The sequence below is a fragment of the Mucilaginibacter sp. P25 genome (assembly GCF_050859465.1).
In the GTDB taxonomy this organism is placed as follows: Bacteria; Bacteroidota; Bacteroidia; order Sphingobacteriales; family Sphingobacteriaceae; genus Mucilaginibacter; species Mucilaginibacter gossypii.
The window spans coordinates 3,645,774-3,664,565 of record NZ_CP193937.1; the positions used below are offsets into that span (position 1 = coordinate 3,645,774).

General features: G+C 43.5%; 18 protein-coding genes and 2 pseudogenes. 14 read left to right on the top strand and 6 right to left on the bottom strand.

All coding sequences use genetic code 11. From position 1 onward, the window contains the following. Nucleotides 1-74: 74 nt before the first annotated feature. Nucleotides 75-2,437, bottom strand: a pseudogene (locus ACRQ5D_RS18460) (endonuclease MutS2). Between the two features lie 4 nt (nt 2,438-2,441). Then, entirely contained in the window at nt 2,442-3,017 is a 576-nt protein-coding gene (locus tag ACRQ5D_RS18465) for a DUF4296 domain-containing protein (protein ID WP_090523992.1), read from the bottom strand. Between the two features lie 43 nt (nt 3,018-3,060). Between ACRQ5D_RS18465 and ACRQ5D_RS18470 the strand changes: the two are divergent. From ACRQ5D_RS18470 to ACRQ5D_RS18490, 5 genes and pseudogenes are all read left to right on the top strand, one after another. Further along, nucleotides 3,061-3,751: pseudogene (locus ACRQ5D_RS18470) on the top strand (YggS family pyridoxal phosphate-dependent enzyme). 392 nt (nt 3,752-4,143) lie between these two features. Beyond that, complete coding sequence (locus tag ACRQ5D_RS18475) at nt 4,144-4,662, top strand: GNAT family N-acetyltransferase (RefSeq protein WP_091163308.1); 519 nt, start codon at nt 4,144-4,146, stop codon at nt 4,660-4,662. Between the two features lie 10 nt (nt 4,663-4,672). Next, nucleotides 4,673-5,470 carry a DUF3298 and DUF4163 domain-containing protein gene (locus ACRQ5D_RS18480; protein ID WP_091163309.1) on the top strand — a complete coding sequence of 266 codons (798 nt, stop codon included), beginning with the start codon at nt 4,673-4,675 and terminating at the stop codon, nt 5,468-5,470. Beyond that, nucleotides 5,471-6,727 (top strand): aspartate kinase, encoded by a 1,257-nt coding sequence (locus ACRQ5D_RS18485; RefSeq protein WP_091163310.1) that lies wholly within the window; start codon nt 5,471-5,473, stop codon nt 6,725-6,727. A 78-nt stretch (nt 6,728-6,805) separates the two neighbouring features. Beyond that, complete coding sequence (locus ACRQ5D_RS18490) at nt 6,806-7,666, top strand: YitT family protein (RefSeq protein WP_091163311.1); 861 nt, start codon at nt 6,806-6,808, stop codon at nt 7,664-7,666. 106 nt (nt 7,667-7,772) lie between these two features. On the opposite strand, the gene ACRQ5D_RS18495 is transcribed toward ACRQ5D_RS18490, so the two are convergent. After that, entirely contained in the window at nt 7,773-8,156 is a 384-nt protein-coding gene (locus ACRQ5D_RS18495; RefSeq protein ID WP_091163312.1) for an acyl-CoA thioesterase, read from the bottom strand. Between the two features lie 51 nt (nt 8,157-8,207). Beyond that, on the bottom strand, nt 8,208-9,206 hold the full coding sequence (locus tag ACRQ5D_RS18500; RefSeq protein WP_091163313.1) for a beta-ketoacyl-ACP synthase III: 999 nt from the start codon (nt 9,204-9,206) through the stop codon (nt 8,208-8,210). A 221-nt stretch (nt 9,207-9,427) separates the two neighbouring features. Between ACRQ5D_RS18500 and ACRQ5D_RS18505 the strand changes: the two genes are divergently transcribed. The 3 genes from ACRQ5D_RS18505 (at nt 9,428) to ACRQ5D_RS18515 (ending at nt 11,445) form a co-directional block, all read left to right on the top strand. Then, entirely contained in the window at nt 9,428-10,156 is a 729-nt protein-coding gene (locus ACRQ5D_RS18505) for an intradiol ring-cleavage dioxygenase (RefSeq protein WP_091163314.1), read from the top strand. 64 nt (nt 10,157-10,220) lie between these two features. Beyond that, nucleotides 10,221-10,742: a hypothetical protein gene (locus tag ACRQ5D_RS18510; RefSeq protein ID WP_091163315.1), complete on the top strand. Its 522-nt coding sequence runs from the start codon at nt 10,221-10,223 to the stop codon at nt 10,740-10,742. Between the two features lies 1 nt (nt 10,743). Beyond that, nucleotides 10,744-11,445 carry a hypothetical protein gene (locus ACRQ5D_RS18515; RefSeq protein ID WP_091163316.1) on the top strand — a complete coding sequence of 234 codons (702 nt, stop codon included), beginning with the start codon at nt 10,744-10,746 and terminating at the stop codon, nt 11,443-11,445. A 115-nt stretch (nt 11,446-11,560) separates the two neighbouring features. On the opposite strand, the gene ACRQ5D_RS18520 is transcribed toward ACRQ5D_RS18515, so the two are convergent. Together ACRQ5D_RS18520 and ACRQ5D_RS18525 are read right to left on the bottom strand one after the other, a co-directional pair. Then, entirely contained in the window at nt 11,561-12,325 is a 765-nt protein-coding gene (locus tag ACRQ5D_RS18520) for an SDR family NAD(P)-dependent oxidoreductase (RefSeq protein WP_091163317.1), read from the bottom strand. A 104-nt stretch (nt 12,326-12,429) separates the two neighbouring features. Further along, nucleotides 12,430-13,221 (bottom strand): carbon-nitrogen hydrolase family protein, encoded by a 792-nt coding sequence (locus tag ACRQ5D_RS18525; protein WP_091163318.1) that lies wholly within the window; start codon nt 13,219-13,221, stop codon nt 12,430-12,432. Nucleotides 13,222-13,410: 189 nt separating this feature from the next. Here ACRQ5D_RS18525 and ACRQ5D_RS18530 point away from each other — a divergent pair, with 189 nt between their 5' ends. The 6 genes from ACRQ5D_RS18530 (at nt 13,411) to ACRQ5D_RS18555 (ending at nt 18,789) form a co-directional block, all read left to right on the top strand. Next, nucleotides 13,411-14,454, top strand: a complete 1,044-nt coding sequence (locus ACRQ5D_RS18530; protein ID WP_091163319.1) for an NAD(P)-dependent alcohol dehydrogenase — start codon at nt 13,411-13,413, stop codon at nt 14,452-14,454. A 148-nt stretch (nt 14,455-14,602) separates the two neighbouring features. Continuing rightward, nucleotides 14,603-15,163: a dihydrofolate reductase family protein gene (locus ACRQ5D_RS18535; protein ID WP_091163540.1), complete on the top strand. Its 561-nt coding sequence runs from the start codon at nt 14,603-14,605 to the stop codon at nt 15,161-15,163. A gap of 102 nt (nt 15,164-15,265) precedes the next feature. Beyond that, nucleotides 15,266-15,688: a hypothetical protein gene (locus tag ACRQ5D_RS18540; protein ID WP_432326175.1), complete on the top strand. Its 423-nt coding sequence runs from the start codon at nt 15,266-15,268 to the stop codon at nt 15,686-15,688. A gap of 310 nt (nt 15,689-15,998) precedes the next feature. After that, nucleotides 15,999-16,367: an SWIM zinc finger family protein gene (locus tag ACRQ5D_RS18545; protein ID WP_432326177.1), complete on the top strand. Its 369-nt coding sequence runs from the start codon at nt 15,999-16,001 to the stop codon at nt 16,365-16,367. Then, complete coding sequence (locus tag ACRQ5D_RS18550; protein WP_432326179.1) at nt 16,304-17,308, top strand: SWIM zinc finger family protein; 1,005 nt, start codon at nt 16,304-16,306, stop codon at nt 17,306-17,308. Before ACRQ5D_RS18545 ends, ACRQ5D_RS18550 begins: the two co-directional genes overlap by 64 nt. Beyond that, entirely contained in the window at nt 17,308-18,789 is a 1,482-nt protein-coding gene (locus tag ACRQ5D_RS18555) for a DUF5691 domain-containing protein (protein ID WP_091163322.1), read from the top strand. The genes ACRQ5D_RS18550 and ACRQ5D_RS18555 overlap by 1 nt, the downstream gene beginning before the upstream one ends. Nucleotides 18,790-18,792: the final 3 nt, after the last annotated feature.

Sequence of the window (18,792 nt, forward strand, 5' to 3'; positions counted from 1 at the left end):
AGAGCGGCTATGCTAATCGGGGATTGCTTGGTACCTCGCAATGACGGGGCTTTTATGATATTTTAACGTTATGGTTACTTCAAATATACATAAGTTATTCCATCTCCGCCACGATCAGCATGCTCATCTTCCATGCGGTCAACCTGTTCATATTTTTTGAGGTATTGCCTGATCATTTTGCGTAAAATTCCATCGCCTTTACCATGAATGATCTTGAGGTTGTTAAAACCCATCATCAGTGCACGATCAAACAGTTTTTCAATGGCGTGAAGCGCATCTTCGGTACGCTGGCCACGTACGTCAATCTCCGGACTAAAACTGGCCATGTCATTGGTGTGCGAACTGAAATTTCGCCTGATCTCTTTAGGTACCGATGATTTGGAAACTTTGATCACGCGTTTCTTTTTAGCAACCGTGCGTAAATCGCCAATGGCAATTACTACATTCTCTTTAATGATCTCTATCACCTGGCCTGTAGTTTCCGAATCGATGAGTTTCACCCAGTCGCCAGGTTTTAATTCTTCATCGGCAGGAGCAGCAGGTTTTGGGGCCTCAGTTTTAACGGTGTTCTTTTTAAGCTCAACATTCAGATTTTCGCGCAGCTGCTTTGTCTTTTCTTTATCGGCATTGCTGCTCTTTATTTCGGAAATGGTATTTTCAACCAGCTTGTTTGCGTTCAGGATAATGTTCTTAGCCTGATCCTTGGCTTCCTTAATCAGTGTGCGTTTATTTTCTTCGAGATAGCTTTTTAACTTCTCGTTTTCTGCAAGCAGCTCATTAACCTTGCGTTGTTGTTTATCCAGTTTTTGTTTGGTTTCAAAAATAGAGCGCTTTTCACGCTCCAGGTCAACAAGCAGGGTATCCACCTTTTTTGCCCCTCACTTATTTTGTTTTTGGCGAGGTTAAGCACGTTTGCCGGCAAGCCTATTTTTTGGGCAATCTCAAAAGCATATGAACTGCCGGGTTTGCCGATCTCCAACTGGTACAGCGGCCTCATCTCAATATTATTGAACAACATCGAAGCATTTTCAATGCCCTCGGTGTTGCTGGCAAATATTTTAAGATTGGAGTAGTGCGTAGTTACCATGCCCTTAACCTTTTTTTGATTCAACGATTCCAACACGGCCTCGGCAATCGGCCCGCCAAATTGCGGATCGGTACCGGTACCAAATTCATCTATCAGGATCAGGGTTTTGCCGTTGGCCTGCTCCACAAAGTTTTTCATTTTGGACAGGTGGGCGCTATACGTACTCAAATCACTTTCTATCGATTGGTCATCGCCTATATCAACAAAAAGTTGCTTGAACACACCTACAACGCTGGCCTCATCGGCAGGGATCAGTAAGCCAGCCTGCACCATCATTTGCAATAAACCAACGGTTTTCATACAAACAGATTTACCGCCGGCGTTGGGACCCGATACCACGATGATGCGGGTACCTTCGTCTATCTGCATATTGAGTGGGACAACCGTTTTTTTCTCTGCCTTAAAATTCAGGAACAATAGCGGGTGACGGGCATTGTATAATTTAACCCTGGCCTCGTTTATCACCTGCGGCATTTCGGCCTCAATATCAATGGCAAACAGGGCTTTGGCGCGCACAAAATCAAGCTTGGTTAGCAAACCATGATAGGAGAGTAGCAAAGGCACATAAGGCCTTAATTCGGTAGTTAAGGCGGTCAGAATTTTTACTATCTCCCGGCGGCGTTCAAACTCCAGGTCGCGGATGCGGTTGTTGAGTACAAATACCTCTTCGGGTTCAATATAAACTGTTTGGCCCGATGCTGATTCGTCATGCACAAAACCTTTCAGCTTGCGTTTGTTTTCGGCCAGCAGGGGGATCACCAGCCTACCATCGCGTACTGTTAACGAACCATCGGCAGCCCAGCCGTTTGATGTGGCATTTTTAAAAACCATATCAATTTTTTTGCGGGCTTCCTGCTCGGCTTTGGCAATGCCTGTGGTAATTTCCATCAGCTCGCGCGAAGCATTGGGCCTGATCTTGCCTTTCTGATCAATTACGGCGTCTATCTTTTTAAGGATTGCCTTTTCAATAGGCAGGTGCTCAAAAAGGGCTTCAAGGTTAGGGTACAAGCCTTCACGCTCGTTAAAATAGGCAATAACGGCAAATACCGTGGTTAACGAAGCCTGAACCTGGTAAAACTCTTCTTCGCTTAAAAAAACGCCCTCTATACGGGCTTTATTGGCAAGGGACTTTATATCGAAAAAATGCTGGATGGGCAGGACCTCATCATTAACCAGGATATTCTTAAACTCGTTTGCCTGGCTCAGGAATTTATGGATCTGGTCGTAATTGCTCATCACCTGGATCTTGTCAACCATTTGTTGACCCATTTCGCTCAGGCAATGTGCTTTTATCAGTTCTTTTATCTCGGTAAAACCCAGCTTATCTACACTGTTTTGGGGGTAAAGCATCAGGTTATGACTTTAAGTTTTTTAACGAATCGGCTTTGCGGGCTTTCTTGCTTTTGCGGGGATGGAATCTCCTTGCCGAGTCGGTTTTTAGTTTAGTTTTTAAATTTTTCAATGAGTCGGCTTTGCGGGCTTCCGTGTTTTCATGCGGATGCATTTTTCTTGCCGAATCTATTTTAGTTTTAATATTTAAGTTTTTTAGCGAATCGAGCTTACGCGTAGCCTTGCTCTGTTCTGTTTGCACTTTGGCAAGCGAATCGGTTTTACTTTTAATTTTAATATCTACCTGGTCATAAATGGCCAGCAGTTTATCGGGCTGCATGGCGTAGTACCGCATGCTGCGGTTGAAATGCGCGGTATCGGTATGCAGGCGCTGAAACATGGCAATATATTTACCCGCGCCGTATTTATACAAACTATCGGGTATCTGCGTGGTATTATACAGGCTGCCGTCGATGATGTGCATTTCGGTTAACACCGCTGCCATAGCGTCGGGTTTGAGGACGTCGTTGGGAATACTTTTGCCATTGCAGGCACATAAAAAAAGTGCTGCAGAAAAAAACAAGGTTATATATTTATGCATTCAGTAATTTAGCGGCTGATTAATTAAGCAAATTTACGGATAAATGAGCATTGCAGATAACATCAAAAGCTTAAAAAAGGAAACGGAAGCAGATAAGGTAATATTATTGGCCGTATCAAAAACAAAACCTGTTGCAGATGTACAGGAAGCATATGATGCCGGACAGCGCCTTTTTGGCGAAAACATAGTGCAGGAGATGGTTGAGAAGTATGAGCAACTGCCTAAAGATATCGAATGGCATTTGATTGGTCACCTGCAAACCAATAAGGTAAAGTATATAGCGCCTTTTGTAAGTATGATCCAGTCTGTTGATAGCCTGAAGCTTTTGCACGAGATCAACAAACATGCTGAAAAAGCCGGAAGAATAATTGACTGCCTTTTGCAAATTTATATAGCCGACAGAAGAAACCAAATACGGACTGGGCTTTGATGAAGCAATAGAATTGCTGCGCTCTGAAGAGTTTGCTGCAATGAAAAATATCCGGATCCGTGGCTTGATGGGTATTGCTACCAATACTGATAACGAAAAGCAGATTAAAGAAGAATATTACGAACTGAACACCTTTTTCGAGGGCATAAAAGTGAGTTATTTCCGGAAAGAGGAAAGCTTTGATATCCTGTCGATGGGCATGTCGTCTGATTATAAACTGGCTATTGAGCAGGGCAGTAATATGGTAAGGCTGGGCAGTACCATATTTGGCGGCAGGGTAATTAAGCACTGGAAGAATAATTAATTAGCACATCATGTCATTGCGAGCGCAGCGTGGCAATCGCATGGAGGCATAGCCGCCTCGTGTAGTATGCGATTGCTTCGTCATTCTTGCTATGGCCGTTGTTGGTGTTGTTACCAGCAACATGTTTTTTGCAATGAAATTTGAGTGTTCAATTTTTCAAAAACGGGTGTTCAACTTTTAAAGTTGCAAAAAGTTAAGTGGCTGATTGTCAGTTATTATGCGTTCATTGTTGCTTAAATGTGCAGTGGGTGGTAAATTAAATATCTGATTATCAATTAGTTTTGTTTTGAAGGTAACTATGAGTGTTCACACCTAAAAAAGTTGAACACCTGTTAAAATAAATATAAAATTGTTGGTGACAACACCAACAACTGCGAAGCGAAAAGATAAAAATGAATAATACAGAAAATAAAATTGAAAGTCAGCACCCTCTTCAGGGGGCCGGGGGGCTAATTATAAGGGAAGCCATTCAAACCGACTGTCCGCGCCTGATGGAGCTGGTGCATGAGCTTGCCCTCTATGAAAAAGCCCCGGACGAGGTTACCGTAACCCTGCAGCATTTTGAAGAAGCCGGGTTTGGCCCTAACCCGGTCTGGAAAGCTTTTGTTGCCGAAGTTGACGGCCTTGTGGTTGGTTTTGCCCTATACTATATCCGATACTCCACCTGGAAAGGCTCCCGCATGTACCTTGAAGATCTCATTGTAACTGAAGATATGCGTGGCAAAAAGATCGGCAAACTACTTTTCGACAGGTTGATCCAGGAAGCTAAAGAAAGAGGTTTCAGCGGTATGGTTTGGCAGGTACTTGACTGGAATGAGCCGGCCATTAACTTTTACAATAAGTACGGCGCGAATATTGAGGCGGGCTGGTTAAATGCTTCGCTTTCAAAAGAGCAGTTGTTAAACTACTAATACTATACCTATGAAAAATCTGTGCCTGGCGTTTTTTCTGGCGATGGGATTATCATCGTGTCAGTGGGGTGTTCCTAATAAAATCCCCGAGAGGTCATTTGATACCCTGCGTTATGCTTATAAAGTAATCAAAGCACGGGCGGCAGATTGCGGTGCTAAAGCCGATAGCGCCTGTACGGTAGTGAAAATTAATTACCCGTTGTTTGACAGCGACAAAATTTTAAATGATACCATAATCCGTAAGCTTACATCGATGTTTGCTATGGATGGAAGGCCCGACACCAGCCTGGAGCTGATGACCAAAAAGTTCCTGAAATCATATGATGAATTCAGGAAGACTAACCTGCGGCCGGGAATGTTTTTTACGCTGGATGATTCCGTTAAGGTGATCCACCAGGATTCGAGCTTAACAACGCTCGAAGTTCGGGGTTATTCATATACTGGCGGCGCTCATGGCAGCACATCTGTCGGCTTTATAAACTGGGATACCAAAGCCGGTAAAGACCTTAAACTTGATGATGTTCTTGTTGACGGGTATCATGATAAATTAAATGCCGTTGCCGAAAAGATCTTCAGGAAGAATGAAAAATTAAGTGATACCGCATCACTCGCCACCAATTATTTTTTTAAGGATAACAAATTCGCGCTCAATACTAATTTTTCCATTACGCCACTCGGGATTAAATTTTTGTACAATCAGTATGATATTAAACCATATGCGGCCGGTATTACCGAATTGTTTATTCCATACGCACAGATCAAATCATTAGTACAGCCGGGTTCGGTTGTAAGTCAATTCATTAAATAAATGCTTGTTTTTAAATTCGGAGGAGCGTCGGTTAAAGATGCTGCGGGTGTTACCAACCTTGCTAACGTTGTAAAACAATATACTAATCAACAATTGCTCATTGTGGTATCGGCCATGGGCAAAACCACCAATGCGCTGGAGAAGCTTACCAAAGCCTACATGGAGCAAACCGATGATATGCACGGGATCTTTAACGAAATTAAAGAATATCATTACAACATCCTGAGCGGATTATTTGAACCGGGCCACCCTGTATTTGATGAAGTTGCCAATACTTTTGTGGAAATTGACTGGGCCATTGAGGATGAGCCACATGATAGCTATGATTTTGTTTATGACCAGATCGTATCCATTGGCGAACTGGTGTCAACCCGGATAGTTAATGCCTACCTGAACAAGGTTGGGCTCAAAAGTAAATGGCTTGATGTACGCGGATATGTGCATACCGATAATACTTACAGAGAGGGTATAGTAGATTGGGATAAAACTAAAGCAAGTATCAGCAAGGATCTTCCAACCTTACTTGAAAAAAGTATTGTTGTAACCCAGGGCTTTTTGGGCGGCACCTCCGAAAATTTTACCACCACACTTGGTCGCGAAGGGTCTGATTACACAGCATCAATATTTGCGGCTTGCTTAGGCGCCGAATCGGTTACTGCCTGGAAAGATGTTCCGGGCATCCTGAACGCCGATCCGAGATTTTTTGCTGATACGGTTAAATTTGATGAGCTCTCCTATACGGAAGCCATCGAAATGACCTATTACGGGGCCAGTGTCATCCACCCCAAAACCATCAAACCCTTACAAAATGCTAAAATACCCCTGCTGGTAAAGCCGTTTACAGACCCATCTGCGCCAGGTACAGTAATTAAAGAAGATGGACATAATCAGTTTACCAAGCCGGTGATCATCCTGAAACAAAACCAGGTATTACTGTCAGTATCAGGTAAGGATTACTCTTTTATAACGGAAGATCACCTTAGCGATGTGTTTCGCCTGTTTGCTCAAAACAATGTTAAGGTAAATGTGATGCAAACATCAGCATTAAGTTTTTCGGTTTGCTTTGATTTGAACGAAGAGCGTTTTGAAAAGTTGCTGAACGGCCTAAAACAAGATTTTAAAGTGAAATATAACGATGGGCTAACGCTCATTACTGTACGCCATGACGGGGCGAATACCGTTAAGAAACTAACCGAAGGCAAAACCATTTTGCTGGAGCAAATTAGCAGGAATACAATACAGGTGGTGGTTAGGTAAAAGTCAAAAATCTCACTTTATCAACATCTCGTCAGTGTTCAAATACCTGCTTTTAGCGCCAAAAAGCTATATTTGGGCATGAAGGCAATCAACACGATCAGGGATTCAGCAAATATCGGCCTCGGGATTTTATCGGCAGCTTTTGGTCTTAAGGGGTTTTTATTATCCAGCCACTTTATCGACGGAGGTGCTACCGGGGTATCCATGCTGATATCTGATATAACGCTTATTCCTATATCCATATTGATCTTTGTTATCAACGTGCCTTTTTTATGGATAGGCTACCGGAAGCTTGGACTTTGGTTTGCTATCAAAAGTACTGTGGCCATAGCTTTGCTTTCATTATGCCTTGCAGTAGTTCAGTTTCCGGATGTTACTCATGATAAATTGCTTACCGCGGTATTTGGCGGCGTGTTTATCGGTACCGGCAGCGGGTTGGCCATGCGTGGCGGAGCTGTGCTTGACGGTACTGAAATAGCTGCCGTATTGGTAAGTAAAAAAACGCAGCTGCTTAAAGTGAGCGACTTTATTTTGCTTCTTAACGTTTTGATATTTGGGGTTGCAGCCTCGGTATTGGGTGTTGAACCGGCCATGTATTCAATATTAACCTATATGGCTGCCGCCAAAATGATCGATTTTTTGCTGAACGGTATCGAGCAATATTCGGGTGTTACCGTTATCTCAACTAAAAGTGATGCTATCCGCAGAGCGATAACAGTTACGCTTGGCCGTGGCGTTACTATTTATCAGGGGAAAAGCGGTTACGGAAAAGACGGTCATGTCAATGATCCCCGCGATATTGTATTCACTGTTGCTACCCGTTTGGAAATCCCATCATTAAAACAAACTATTCTTCGTATCGATCCCAAAGCCTTTATTGTACAACAAAGTATTGACGATACAACAGGCGGGTTGTTGAAGCGCAAGAAACTACATTAAGAAGCTTAAAGCTTAAAGCCGGCCGAAGGCTGAAAGCAAACATCTTTAAATAATGGCAATAGGATAGCATTTTCTGGCTTTTAGCTTTCCGCTTTAAGCCTTCAGCTTACAAAACGCTTACCGGGTGCTTATGATCATCAATGGCAACAAACGTAAAAGTGCCGGTGATAGCTTTTTCGCGCACAAAAGAGTACATTTCTTCAATATAGATTTCAACCAAAACTTTTAGGCTGGTATTGCCGATATGGGATACACGGCCAACAAGTTCAATAATGGTACCTGCCGGGATAGGGCGGTTAAAGTCTATCCTGTCGGATGATACGGTAACCATTTTTTTACGGGTGAAGCGGGTGGCCGTAATGAAAGCTACCTCGTCCATCATGGCCATTGCCGAACCTCCGAAAAGCGTGTCGTAGTGATTGGTGTCGCTCGGGAACACGGTTTTGAATATCCGTGATTCAGCTTCTTTAATTCGTTCTTCAGTAGTCATTGAGTTGAATTTTAACTCCCTCTCTTTTGGAGAGGGTTGGGGTGAGGTTGCTTATCTCAATTTACCCCATTTTAAATAAGTAGCGCCCCATGAAAACCCAGCACCAAATGCTGTCAGGATCATGTTATCGTTCTCTTTAAAATCTTCTTTATAATCCCACAACGCCAGCGGGATAGTGGCAGCTGTGGTGTTACCATAACGGTCGATGTTGATCTTAACACGGCTTTCAGGTAGGCCCAAAGCATCACCTACGGCGTGGATAATGCGGTAATTTGCCTGGTGGGGTATTAGCCAGTTGATATCATCTATGGTAAGGTTGTTACGCTGCAGTACAGATGTGCAGCTTTCAGTCATCCCTTTTATAGCAGCTTTAAAAACTACACGGCCATCCTGGCGTATATAATGTAGTTTGCCATCAATAGTTTCTTCAGATGCCGGGTTCATAGAACCTCCGCCGGGTACATATAAATGTTCCCTGCCGTGCCCATCTGTTTTAAATACACTGTCAATAACGCCAATGTCTTCGGTAGATGGTTCAAGCAATACCGCGCCGGCGCCGTCGCCAAAAAGGATACAGGTGTTGCGGTCGGCATAGTTTACAATGGCGCTGTTTTGATCGGCACCGATAACTATTACTTTTTTATAACGGTTGCTTTCAACCAGGCTCGAGCCAAGGGTAAAGGCATAAAGGAAACCACTGCAGGCCGCGTTAACGTCAGACGCCCAGGCATTGTTTAAACCACATTTATCACAAACGATGCTGGCGGTGGAGATAAGCAGGTAATCGGGAGTTGAGGTGGCTACAATAACACAGTCAATTTCAGAAGGATCAACTTTGGCATTTTCAAGTAAATTTTTTACTGCAAAGGTAGCCATATCTGAAGTAGCCAGTGTTCTGTCGGCGAGGATCCTTCTTTCTTTGATCCCTGTACGTGAAACTATCCAGTCGCTGTTAGTTTCAACCATTTTTTCTAAATCACTGTTAGTTAAAATGTTGTCGGGAACATAGCCGCCTACACCGGTAATCACCGCACTGCTTTTTAATGCCATAAATATTATATACTCTCAAAAAAACATGCAAAGATAGAGAAATTTGACGGTTTAAAGTTGTCATGCAACTGTATGTTTATACAATCTTATCTGCCTGCGCACCGATAATTTGCTGTTTATCGACACAAAAAGGCAGCTAGCCGACACATGTTTCAACACAGACTATACTGCTTTTACTTTTGAATCAACAGATTAGGTTAAACTTAAAAGCAGAACATACAATGGAAAGAAAGAACTTTTTAAAAAGCCTGGTAATCGGCGCAGTGTCATCGTCGGTATTGGTTGAAGCCTGCAAAAAGGATGCTGATACCGCCACAGCAACTACTACTTCATCTTCCGGCAGTACTTCGGGGTCAACCGATTCAGGCACCTGCAGTGTTGCACCTACCGAAACCGAAGGCCCCTATCCAACACATTCACCTGCATCTTATATAAGAAGCGATATTACCGATGGCCGTACCGGGTATAAGCTTACCGTGAAAATTACAATCAACAATAGCAATAATAGCTGTAGCGCGCTATCGTCAGCATTAGTTGATATCTGGCATTGCGATGCGGAAGGCAATTATTCTGAATATGGCGGCAGCGGCACACAATCAACAAATTATACTTCCGTACATTTTTTACGCGGCAGGCAAACTACCGATTCAAATGGCCTGGTAACTTTTACCTCTATATTTCCGGGATGGTATACCGGCAGGGCAACGCATATTCATGTACATGTGTATAACTCATCGGGTACATCATTGAAAGTAACACAGATTGCTTTTCCGGAAGGTGCCGGCACGGCCCTGGCGGCTGTTAATGGTTATGCTAAAGGCATGAGCGGATATACGTATAATGCGAGTGATAATGTGTTTAGCGATGGGTATACGCTTGAAACCGCTACTGTTACCGGTAGTACCACCGCCGGTTTTGTATTAGCTATCAGCTTAAGTGTACCTGCTTAAAAAAACATTTTGTTTGTAACAGGGCGCCGGCGACAAGCCGGTGTTTGTTTTTTTGAACCATCATATGCAAAAACGCCTCATCATTTTATGTTATCGTAAAATCATCGATATCCGCTCGGTTAAGCAATGGGATAAGCTGGTTTTTGAAAGCACCTACCTGGAATTTAAAATGCAGGCCCAGAACTTTAGCCAGGGAACAGCCTATACATCCTATGCCGAATTGTTAAGAAATGTGCCCAATGCCCAGCGTTTAACCGGTATGGTTGCACCATCGGTTACAGGTTATATTCAGCAGCTTGGCAGTATTATGCCCGATATTTTAAATAATATTGGCAGGCGGTTTCTTGCGTTCAGCAAGTTTCAGCTGGAGATCATCAATTCGGATATTAATGATAAGGATAAACACCAGGTCGCGGTTAATTTTTATTCCGAACCGTTGTTTTGGCATGATACCATAGATAATTACCTGCTCATATCCGCTCAACAGGCCGAAAATCAGTTAAATGTCGAAAATAATTGCATATCTACCAACCTTATGCAATTGCAGCCGTATATAAACATAACTTCATTGCAATATCACAATTAACATGGAAAAGATCTCACCGGGACAAATACATTTGGCCGACCAGAGAGGTTTCAGCAAAACCGCAACTCTGCTTCGTTACAGTAATTTCAATTATGGTAACTATTTTAACGAGCATCGTAAGCCCTTTGGCAGGCTGGAGATATGGAATGATGAAATGCTGGCCGGTAGTAGTTCAATTGATGTAGCTGTCGAAAACTCGGGCTGGTTTGTTTTAATGCCGGTAACCGGTGAGTTGTTGTTAAAAAGGGTAAATGGAGATATCCGCCTGATTGATGTTGGAGAGCTGTTTGTAGGTTATGCTGTTGCCGGTGAGCGTCTTGAATTAACTAATCTTTATAAAAGCGATTGGATCAATTACATTTATTTTCAGCTAAAGGATAATGATATAATAAACCCGCATCGTGATACGGTTTTTAAGTTTGATTTTACGGGCAGGGCAAACGAATTGATTGACTTGGTTCCAACCTGCGGAATATATCCGTTTCGATTACATATCGGGGTATTTGGTGGCAGGATAGATGCCTTTTATCAACTGCAAAATAGTAGTTCATTGTTTTACGCATTTGTGCTTGCCGGGGCTTTTGAGCTGCAGGGTCGCCTGATGCATGAGCGTGACGGATTGGCGTTATGGCAGGTGGAAGAGGCTGACATGGAAGCATTAAGCAATAACGCGGTGATTGTGATATTGGAAATATTAAAATAAATCACCTGTTGTAGAGGCGCATTATTGGCACCTTCTGTAATATACAGCCAACCCCTTACAAAAAGGGTACCTCATTAATTTAACGAGGTACCCGGCTAATCAAGATATTTCTCATTTAAATTGCCATACCACCCGATGCTTCAATACGCTGGCCATTAACCCAACGCGCATTTTCAGTACAAAGGAAAGCTACTACGCCGCCGATATCTTCCGCAACACCTGGCCTGCCCAATGCAGTTATGCTGCTTACCATTTTTTGGGTTTCTTGGCTATTGCGCAAATGGCCGCCGCCAAAATCGGTCATGATGGCGCCGGGGGCAACCACATTAGCTCGGATACCTCTTCCGCCGAGTTCTTTAGCCAGGTAACGGGTGAAAATTTCTACCGCGCCTTTCATAGATGCATACGCCGAAGAACGCGGAACTGATACCCGCGTCAGCCCGGATGATACGTTGACAATCCCACCGCCATCTGCCATCAACGGGATCAGTTTTTGAGTTAAAAAGTATACACCTTTAAAGTGCACGTTCAATAAATCATCAAAAAATTCCTCGGTAACATCGCTAATGGCGCTGTAACCGCCTTGCCCGGCATTATTAATTAAAAAGTCGATATGATCGGTGCCGAATTTATCCGTCAAAACTTCGCGCAGTTTTTCGGTAAATGCGTCAAAGCTTTTAATTACACCAGTATTGAGTTGCAATGCAGCAGCCTTTGCGCCGCTTTGTTCTGCAAGGTTAACCACCTTTGCTGCTTCCTCTGTATTGGTATTGTAGGTTATAATAACATCTATTCCTTTTTCGGCAAGCCTTAAGGCCATGTCCCGGCCTAAGCCACGGCTGCCGCCGGTAACCACGGCAATTTTATTTCTGTTTTCCATTTCTTTTGTTTTGATACAAAAGTAAAACAGATAGGAGAGGAAGGGTTTGGATAAATCAATCCATTATTTACAAAATTCAAATAATGGGTAAGATATCGGCGCTTTTAGTAATTGTATAACTGTGGTTTAAATCTTTTAGCCAGATAGCCGGTAGCTTTTTGCGGGTCAATATCGGCTATAATTACACCGGTTGTTCCATAAGCCTGGTAAACCACACACGTACCATCCGGCGCTATGACCGAACTTGCTGATTCCGGGTAAAGCGAACCATAATTAGAACTGGCAAAGTAGATGGTGTTTTCCAGCGCCCGCATCATCATGGCTTTTTCGTAATAGGGGTTTGCCATACTGCCCCATTCGGTAAGCAATACCCCATCAGTATTACTGCCCGAAAAATGAGGGTGGAAAACAATGTGCGCGCCATTGCGTGCCGCCCATCTTACCGATTCGGGATAACGGAACCCTTCATGACAAATGGTAATGCCAAATTTTAAGCCATTCACTTCAAAAATACTTCTCTGGGTGCCCGGAACCCAAATGGCGTCTTCCGATGGGTCTAATTGATTTTTAGTTTGATATCCAAGCACGTTGCCGGTTTTGGATATTACATGTGCAATGTTTAAAAGCCCGTCTTCGCTGTACCAATCCATAGGCATAATTACCGCAATATTATTTTCGGCGGCCATCCTGCATACTTCATCCAGCGCCGATCGCAATATTGCCGGCGATGTTGGCTCCGGATCGGCTATCATACCCGGATATGCAGGTATATATGATTCAGGGAAACAGATAACCTCTGCCTGTTGTGACGCTGCATCTTTAATCAGCTTTTCGGCTTGTTGCAGACCATCATTAATTGATTTCGGAAAAGGTGGGGTGGCAATGGCTATCTTCATGCGGTGTTAATCTATATGCTAAATTAAAGGTTTGCGAATATCTGTGGTTAATATTTATCCCCTCATGTGTCACTTTTTTATTTCAACCCATGCTTGGCCGATATTTATAAAATTATCATTGTACATTTGTAGAGGAGATCCTCTCCAAACTCAATAAATCATCATTCACACTACTTAACGTTTACTACTATGATTGAAACTAAAGCGTATGCTGCGCAAGATGAAAATACACCGCTTGCCCCCTGGACTTTTGAGAGGCGCGAAGTTGGTGCTCATGACGTACAGTTTGATATTTTGTACTGCGGCGTTTGCCACTCCGATTTGCACCAGATCAAAAACGACTGGTTCCCCGGCATTTTTCCTATGGTGCCCGGACATGAAATTGTTGGCCGCGTAGTTAAAGTTGGCGAGCATGTAAAAGGTTTTAAAGTTGGCGACCTTGCCGCCACCGGCTGTTTGGTTGACTCATGTCGTACATGCGAAAACTGTAAACGCGACCTTGAGCAATATTGCCTCAATGGCAACTCGCAAACTTATAATGGCCTTGAACAGGATCATAAAACACCTACTTATGGTGGTTACTCAAACACCATTGTTGTTAATGAGGATTTTGTGCTGCACCTTAAGGAAGGGGTTGATCTGGCCGCCGTTGCCCCGCTATTATGCGCCGGCATCACAACCTACTCGCCGCTAAGGCACTGGAAAGTAGGCAAAGGCCATAAGCTTGCCGTGCTTGGCTTAGGTGGTTTAGGCCATATGGCGGTTAAATTTGGTGTTGCCTTTGGTGCCGATGTTACGGTATTAAGTACATCTCCCAAGAAAGAAGAAGACGCTAAAAAATTAGGTGCTCACCACTTTGTGGTAACTACCGATCCAAAACAGGTTGAAGCAGCTAAAAACTCCTTCGATTTTATTTTGGATACCGTATCGGCCGAGCATGACTTTAACATGTACCTATCGTTATTACGTACCGATGGTGTTCATATCTGCGTAGGTGTTCCCCCTAAACCGGCTGAGATTGCTGCGTTCAGTTTATTGGGTGGCCGTAAAAGTTTAGCCGGTTCGGGTATTGGCGGTATCAAAGAAACCCAGGAGATGCTTGATTTCTGTGCCGAAAATAACATTGTTTCGGATATTGAAATGATTGATATCAAGGATATTCACACTGCTTATGACCGTATGGAAAAAGGCGATGTGCGTTACAGGTTTGTAATTGATATGGCTACGTTGTAAAGTAATTTATAATTGATAACAGAAGGCCGTGCGGGAGCATGGCCTTTTTACTATAGTCATATTTACACCCTTCAAAAGTCGCTTTAGCCCCCTGCATACGAACGAGCACCAGTTTAATTTTGATATAAAAAATATAACCACTGATATTATGAGAAATTTAGTATTGTTTATGCACATTTCACTCGACGGTATGGTTGCCCGCACTGATGGCGCTATGGACTGGATCAAAGTGAGCAATGAGCTGTTTGAGTATGCCAACGCCCGCACACAGGTAGCTGACACCGCCCTGTATGGTCGTAGAACTTTTGAAATGATGGATGCCTACTGGCCAACAGCAGCCGATGGGCCAAACCCCTCAAAACATGATATTGAACACGCTACATGGTATAATAATACACTTAAGTATGTAGTGTCTGAAAATGCTGCCGGGCAAAATACCGATAAGATTAAATTTATCAGTGACGATGTAAAGGCGCGGATTTCAGACCTCAAAAAACAGGAAGGCAGCGAGATCATCATGTTCGGCAGCCCCGGCCTTGCCCGTTATTTGATGCAGGAAGGATTGATTGATGAATTTTGGCTGTTTATAAACCCGATAGTGCTTGGCGCCGGTGTTCCGTTGTTTCCTAATGCGGAAATAAAACTTAAACTGGAAAAAAGCACAACTTTCGCCGATGGTGTTCTCGGGGTGCATTATATAAAAGAGTAGTGTTTTGCAGGTAGATATCTTACCGTTATAAAAAAACTGCAACCCGAGGCAACGCCTTTGCTAAAATGGTAGTAATCATTATGTACACAAACATATTACTACATGAAATTACTATCAAAGCTAACAGCAGCGGCCCTTGTGACAGGAACACTGTTTTTTTCAAATACGGTAAAAGCGCAAACCACTCCTGCAAATGCGTTCCGTTTAGGTTTAGGAATTGAAACCGGCTTGCCTACAGGTGTAGCAAAAATTGGCACTACTTTTACCTTAGGTGGTACAGCCCGTTTACAATATGGTATAAGCAATAGTTTTGCGCTTACTTATACTATGGGCGGGTATCATTTTTTCAGAAAGAAAATCCTGCTACGGGTAAACGCTATCCAAGCTATGGCGAAATTCCGATTAAATTTGGTTTCAAAGAGTTTTTTGTACCAAGTGTATATGTTGCCGGCGAAGCAGGTATCGCTTACGAAAAACTGGAAGAAGGCTGGGGCCCGCACAGACTTGATCTTTCGCCTGGTATAGGCTGGGCCAATAAAACCTGGGATGTAAGTGTACGCTATGAAAACTTTTCGGGTGCTAATCAGGATTATTTTGGTATGGTTGGCCTGCGTTTAGCCTACGGGTTTGCTTTATAATTTCGCACTTAATGTAACGATTAACTAATATGAACTAACAAACACCCGGGTTACCCAGGTTATGTTAGGTTGACTGGCCCTCTTTCGGTTATTACCGGAGGAGGGTTTTTGTTTATTTTCGGGTTGACAGCTAATTATTTTATCCTGATTTTAGGAACGAGAAACCTAACCCGTTTTTTTACTAAACATCACAAGTTTTGCAGCTAACAGAAGATCAGATATACGCTCTCGCACCTGATGAAGCTTCAAAAAAAGCAGGTCGTGATTTGGCTAACCCGGCCAAATGGGGAAGTAAAGGTATTAGTGAAGAAGCCCTTTGGGGCGAATGCCAGGGTAGCGGCAGCAAACCTTACCAAACTCAGGTTGATCTTGGAGCTATCGCCTTTAAATGTTCATGCCCCAGTCGTAAATTTCCATGTAAGCATGGCTTAGGCTTAATGCTTTTATGTGCGAGGCAACCAGGCTTATTTGCCAAATCAACAATGCCTGCCTGGGTAAGCGATTGGATAAACAAACGAGCCGAAAAAGAAGAAAAAAAGTTGAAAAGGCGGACGAAAAACCTGTAGATGAAAGCGCTCAGGCTAAACGTGTACAGGCACGTGAAGAAAAAGTAAGTGCAGGGATAGCCGAACTAATGGTTTGGATCAAGGATATTGTACGCGGCGGAATTTTAACCATCCCCGAAAAAACGCCGGCTTACTGGGATAACATGGCCCGCCGTATGGTTGATGCCCAGGCATCGGGATTGGCTGGTATGGTGAGGAACCTTGGTGCTACCAACTTTTGGAACGAAGGCTGGCAAAGTGGCTTCATAGATAAATTACTCCAATTATATTTAGTTGCAGAGGGGTACAATAACATTCAAAATATTGACCCGGATTTGCAGCAGGATTTACGCGCTGTCATAGGTTTCACCACCAACCAGGAAGAGCTGCGGGCGCAAACAGGTGTAAGTGATACCTGGCTTGTTATTGGAAAGGAAAGCCGCGATGAGCAGCAACTAACCATTGAGCAAAACTGGCTTTACGGTTTAAAAACCAACAGGTATGCGCTGGTGCTGCAATTTACGGTTAAAGGGCAATTCCCGCCGCTTAACTTTTCGCCGGGAATATACCTGGATGCTACCCTGGTGTATTTCCCGTCGGCCCTGCCGTATCGTGCTATCGTTAAGGATTATAATATCATAAGGCCAATCGATAACGTTAACATAAAAACATTTGCAGGCTGGCAGCAAGTTGCCGGTTATGAAACCATACTAAACAGTCGTTTGCCATTTCGCAGCGAAATGCCCCTTGTTATAGCATCGCTAACACCGGTTTTTTACCAAAAGCAATGGTGGCTACAGGATAGCGAAGGCTGCCTCTGTAAAATATCAGCAAGTTATACCAACATCTGGCAACTGATTGCCATAAGCGGAGGCGACCCGGTAAACATGGCCGTCATCGGTAGAGAAAATGAATATCGCCCGATTGGCGTTTGGCATCAAAATAATTACAAAAGTATCTGATGAAGGCCTGGGAAAGTATCATAAACACCGCAATGCTGGGTACTGATAAACCTACACCTGCTATTGCTGATTTGCCGGAAGAAGTAGCCCTGATCGCTAATGTGATAGAGGCCTCAGCAGGCTTAGATAAAGAAGAACGCTACCTGCAAAAAGCTGCTGTGATCTACAATTACAGGCAATCGGGTTTTGTACCCTTTCAAAAAAATGATCTGCCGGCTAATAAAGCGCCTGCAGAAACAAGACCGTACTGTTCACCCGAAGCCGCCGGGGTTTTGAACGCCATATTGGGCGAGGAGAACGATCAATTACTACAATTGTGGTTAATGCAATGCTGTAAATCAGGGCAATTACTATTGCCTGATGTATTGCCGGTCGTATTTGAAAAAGCACAAAAGGAGATGGCATTGCGCAAAGTTGTTATTGAATGCAGTGGTAACAGGGGAGTTTGGCTTAGCAAAATGAACCTTATGTGGAACTGGTTTACTACTATAGCCGATGAGGAACTATGGCAAATGGGTACGCCAGCCCAGCGTTCAGAAATATTGAAAAGCTTAAGGCTGAGTGAGCCCGCCAAAGCTTTAGAATGGCTGCAGCAAACGTGGGAGCAGGAGAATGCAGCCGGTAAATTGGAATTGCTTAAAGCCATGAAAGTGAATAGTAATGCTAATGACCTGCCATGGTTGGAGGGCTTGCTCAACGAAAAAGGGCAAAAGGTTAAAGATGAAGCTTTGGCCCTGCTCAAAAGTATTTCTGGTTCGTCGGTTGTTAAACAGTATCAGCAGTTGCTACGTGAATCTGTATCGCTAAAAAAAGAAAAGGCCTTATTAGGTTTAACTACCAAAACTTCCATCCAAATAAAACTTCCCGCCGTAGTTGACGAAAGCATCTACAAATCGGGCATCGAAAAATTATCGGGGCCTAAAAGTACGGTAACTGACGAAAACTATGTTGTTTATCAGCTCATCAGCAGCGTGCCGCCTGCGTTTTGGGAAGATCAGTTTGAAGCAACGCCCATTCAGATAGTTGAATATTTTGAAAAATATGCACCTGCTATGGTACCGGCTTTGGCCAATGCGGTAGCAAAGTTTGGGCAAAAGAATTGGGTGCCGTTTTTTCTCGGGCAAAATATGTTCTACCCGGATTTTGTTGAAATGCTAAGCGGCAGGGAACAGGAAAAATACCTGCTGAAAGCCTTGAGCAACGATCCGCAAAATACAATCGCACATGCCATCCGCATTAGTGATGAATGGGGCACCGAGTTTGCGGTTGCAGCCCTGCTTAAAATGGCTAACTGGCCTTACGAATATAATCGTGGTTTTTTTACCCGGTATATCAGCCTGGTCCCTGTCGGGGCTTTGAAACATGTCGAAAACATAACATCACAGCAGGTTAACCTCCAGCCAACCTGGGACAAAACCCGCAATCACTTAATTAATTTACTCGACTTAAAACAGCAAACGCTTAAAGCCTTTAACGCATAAAAA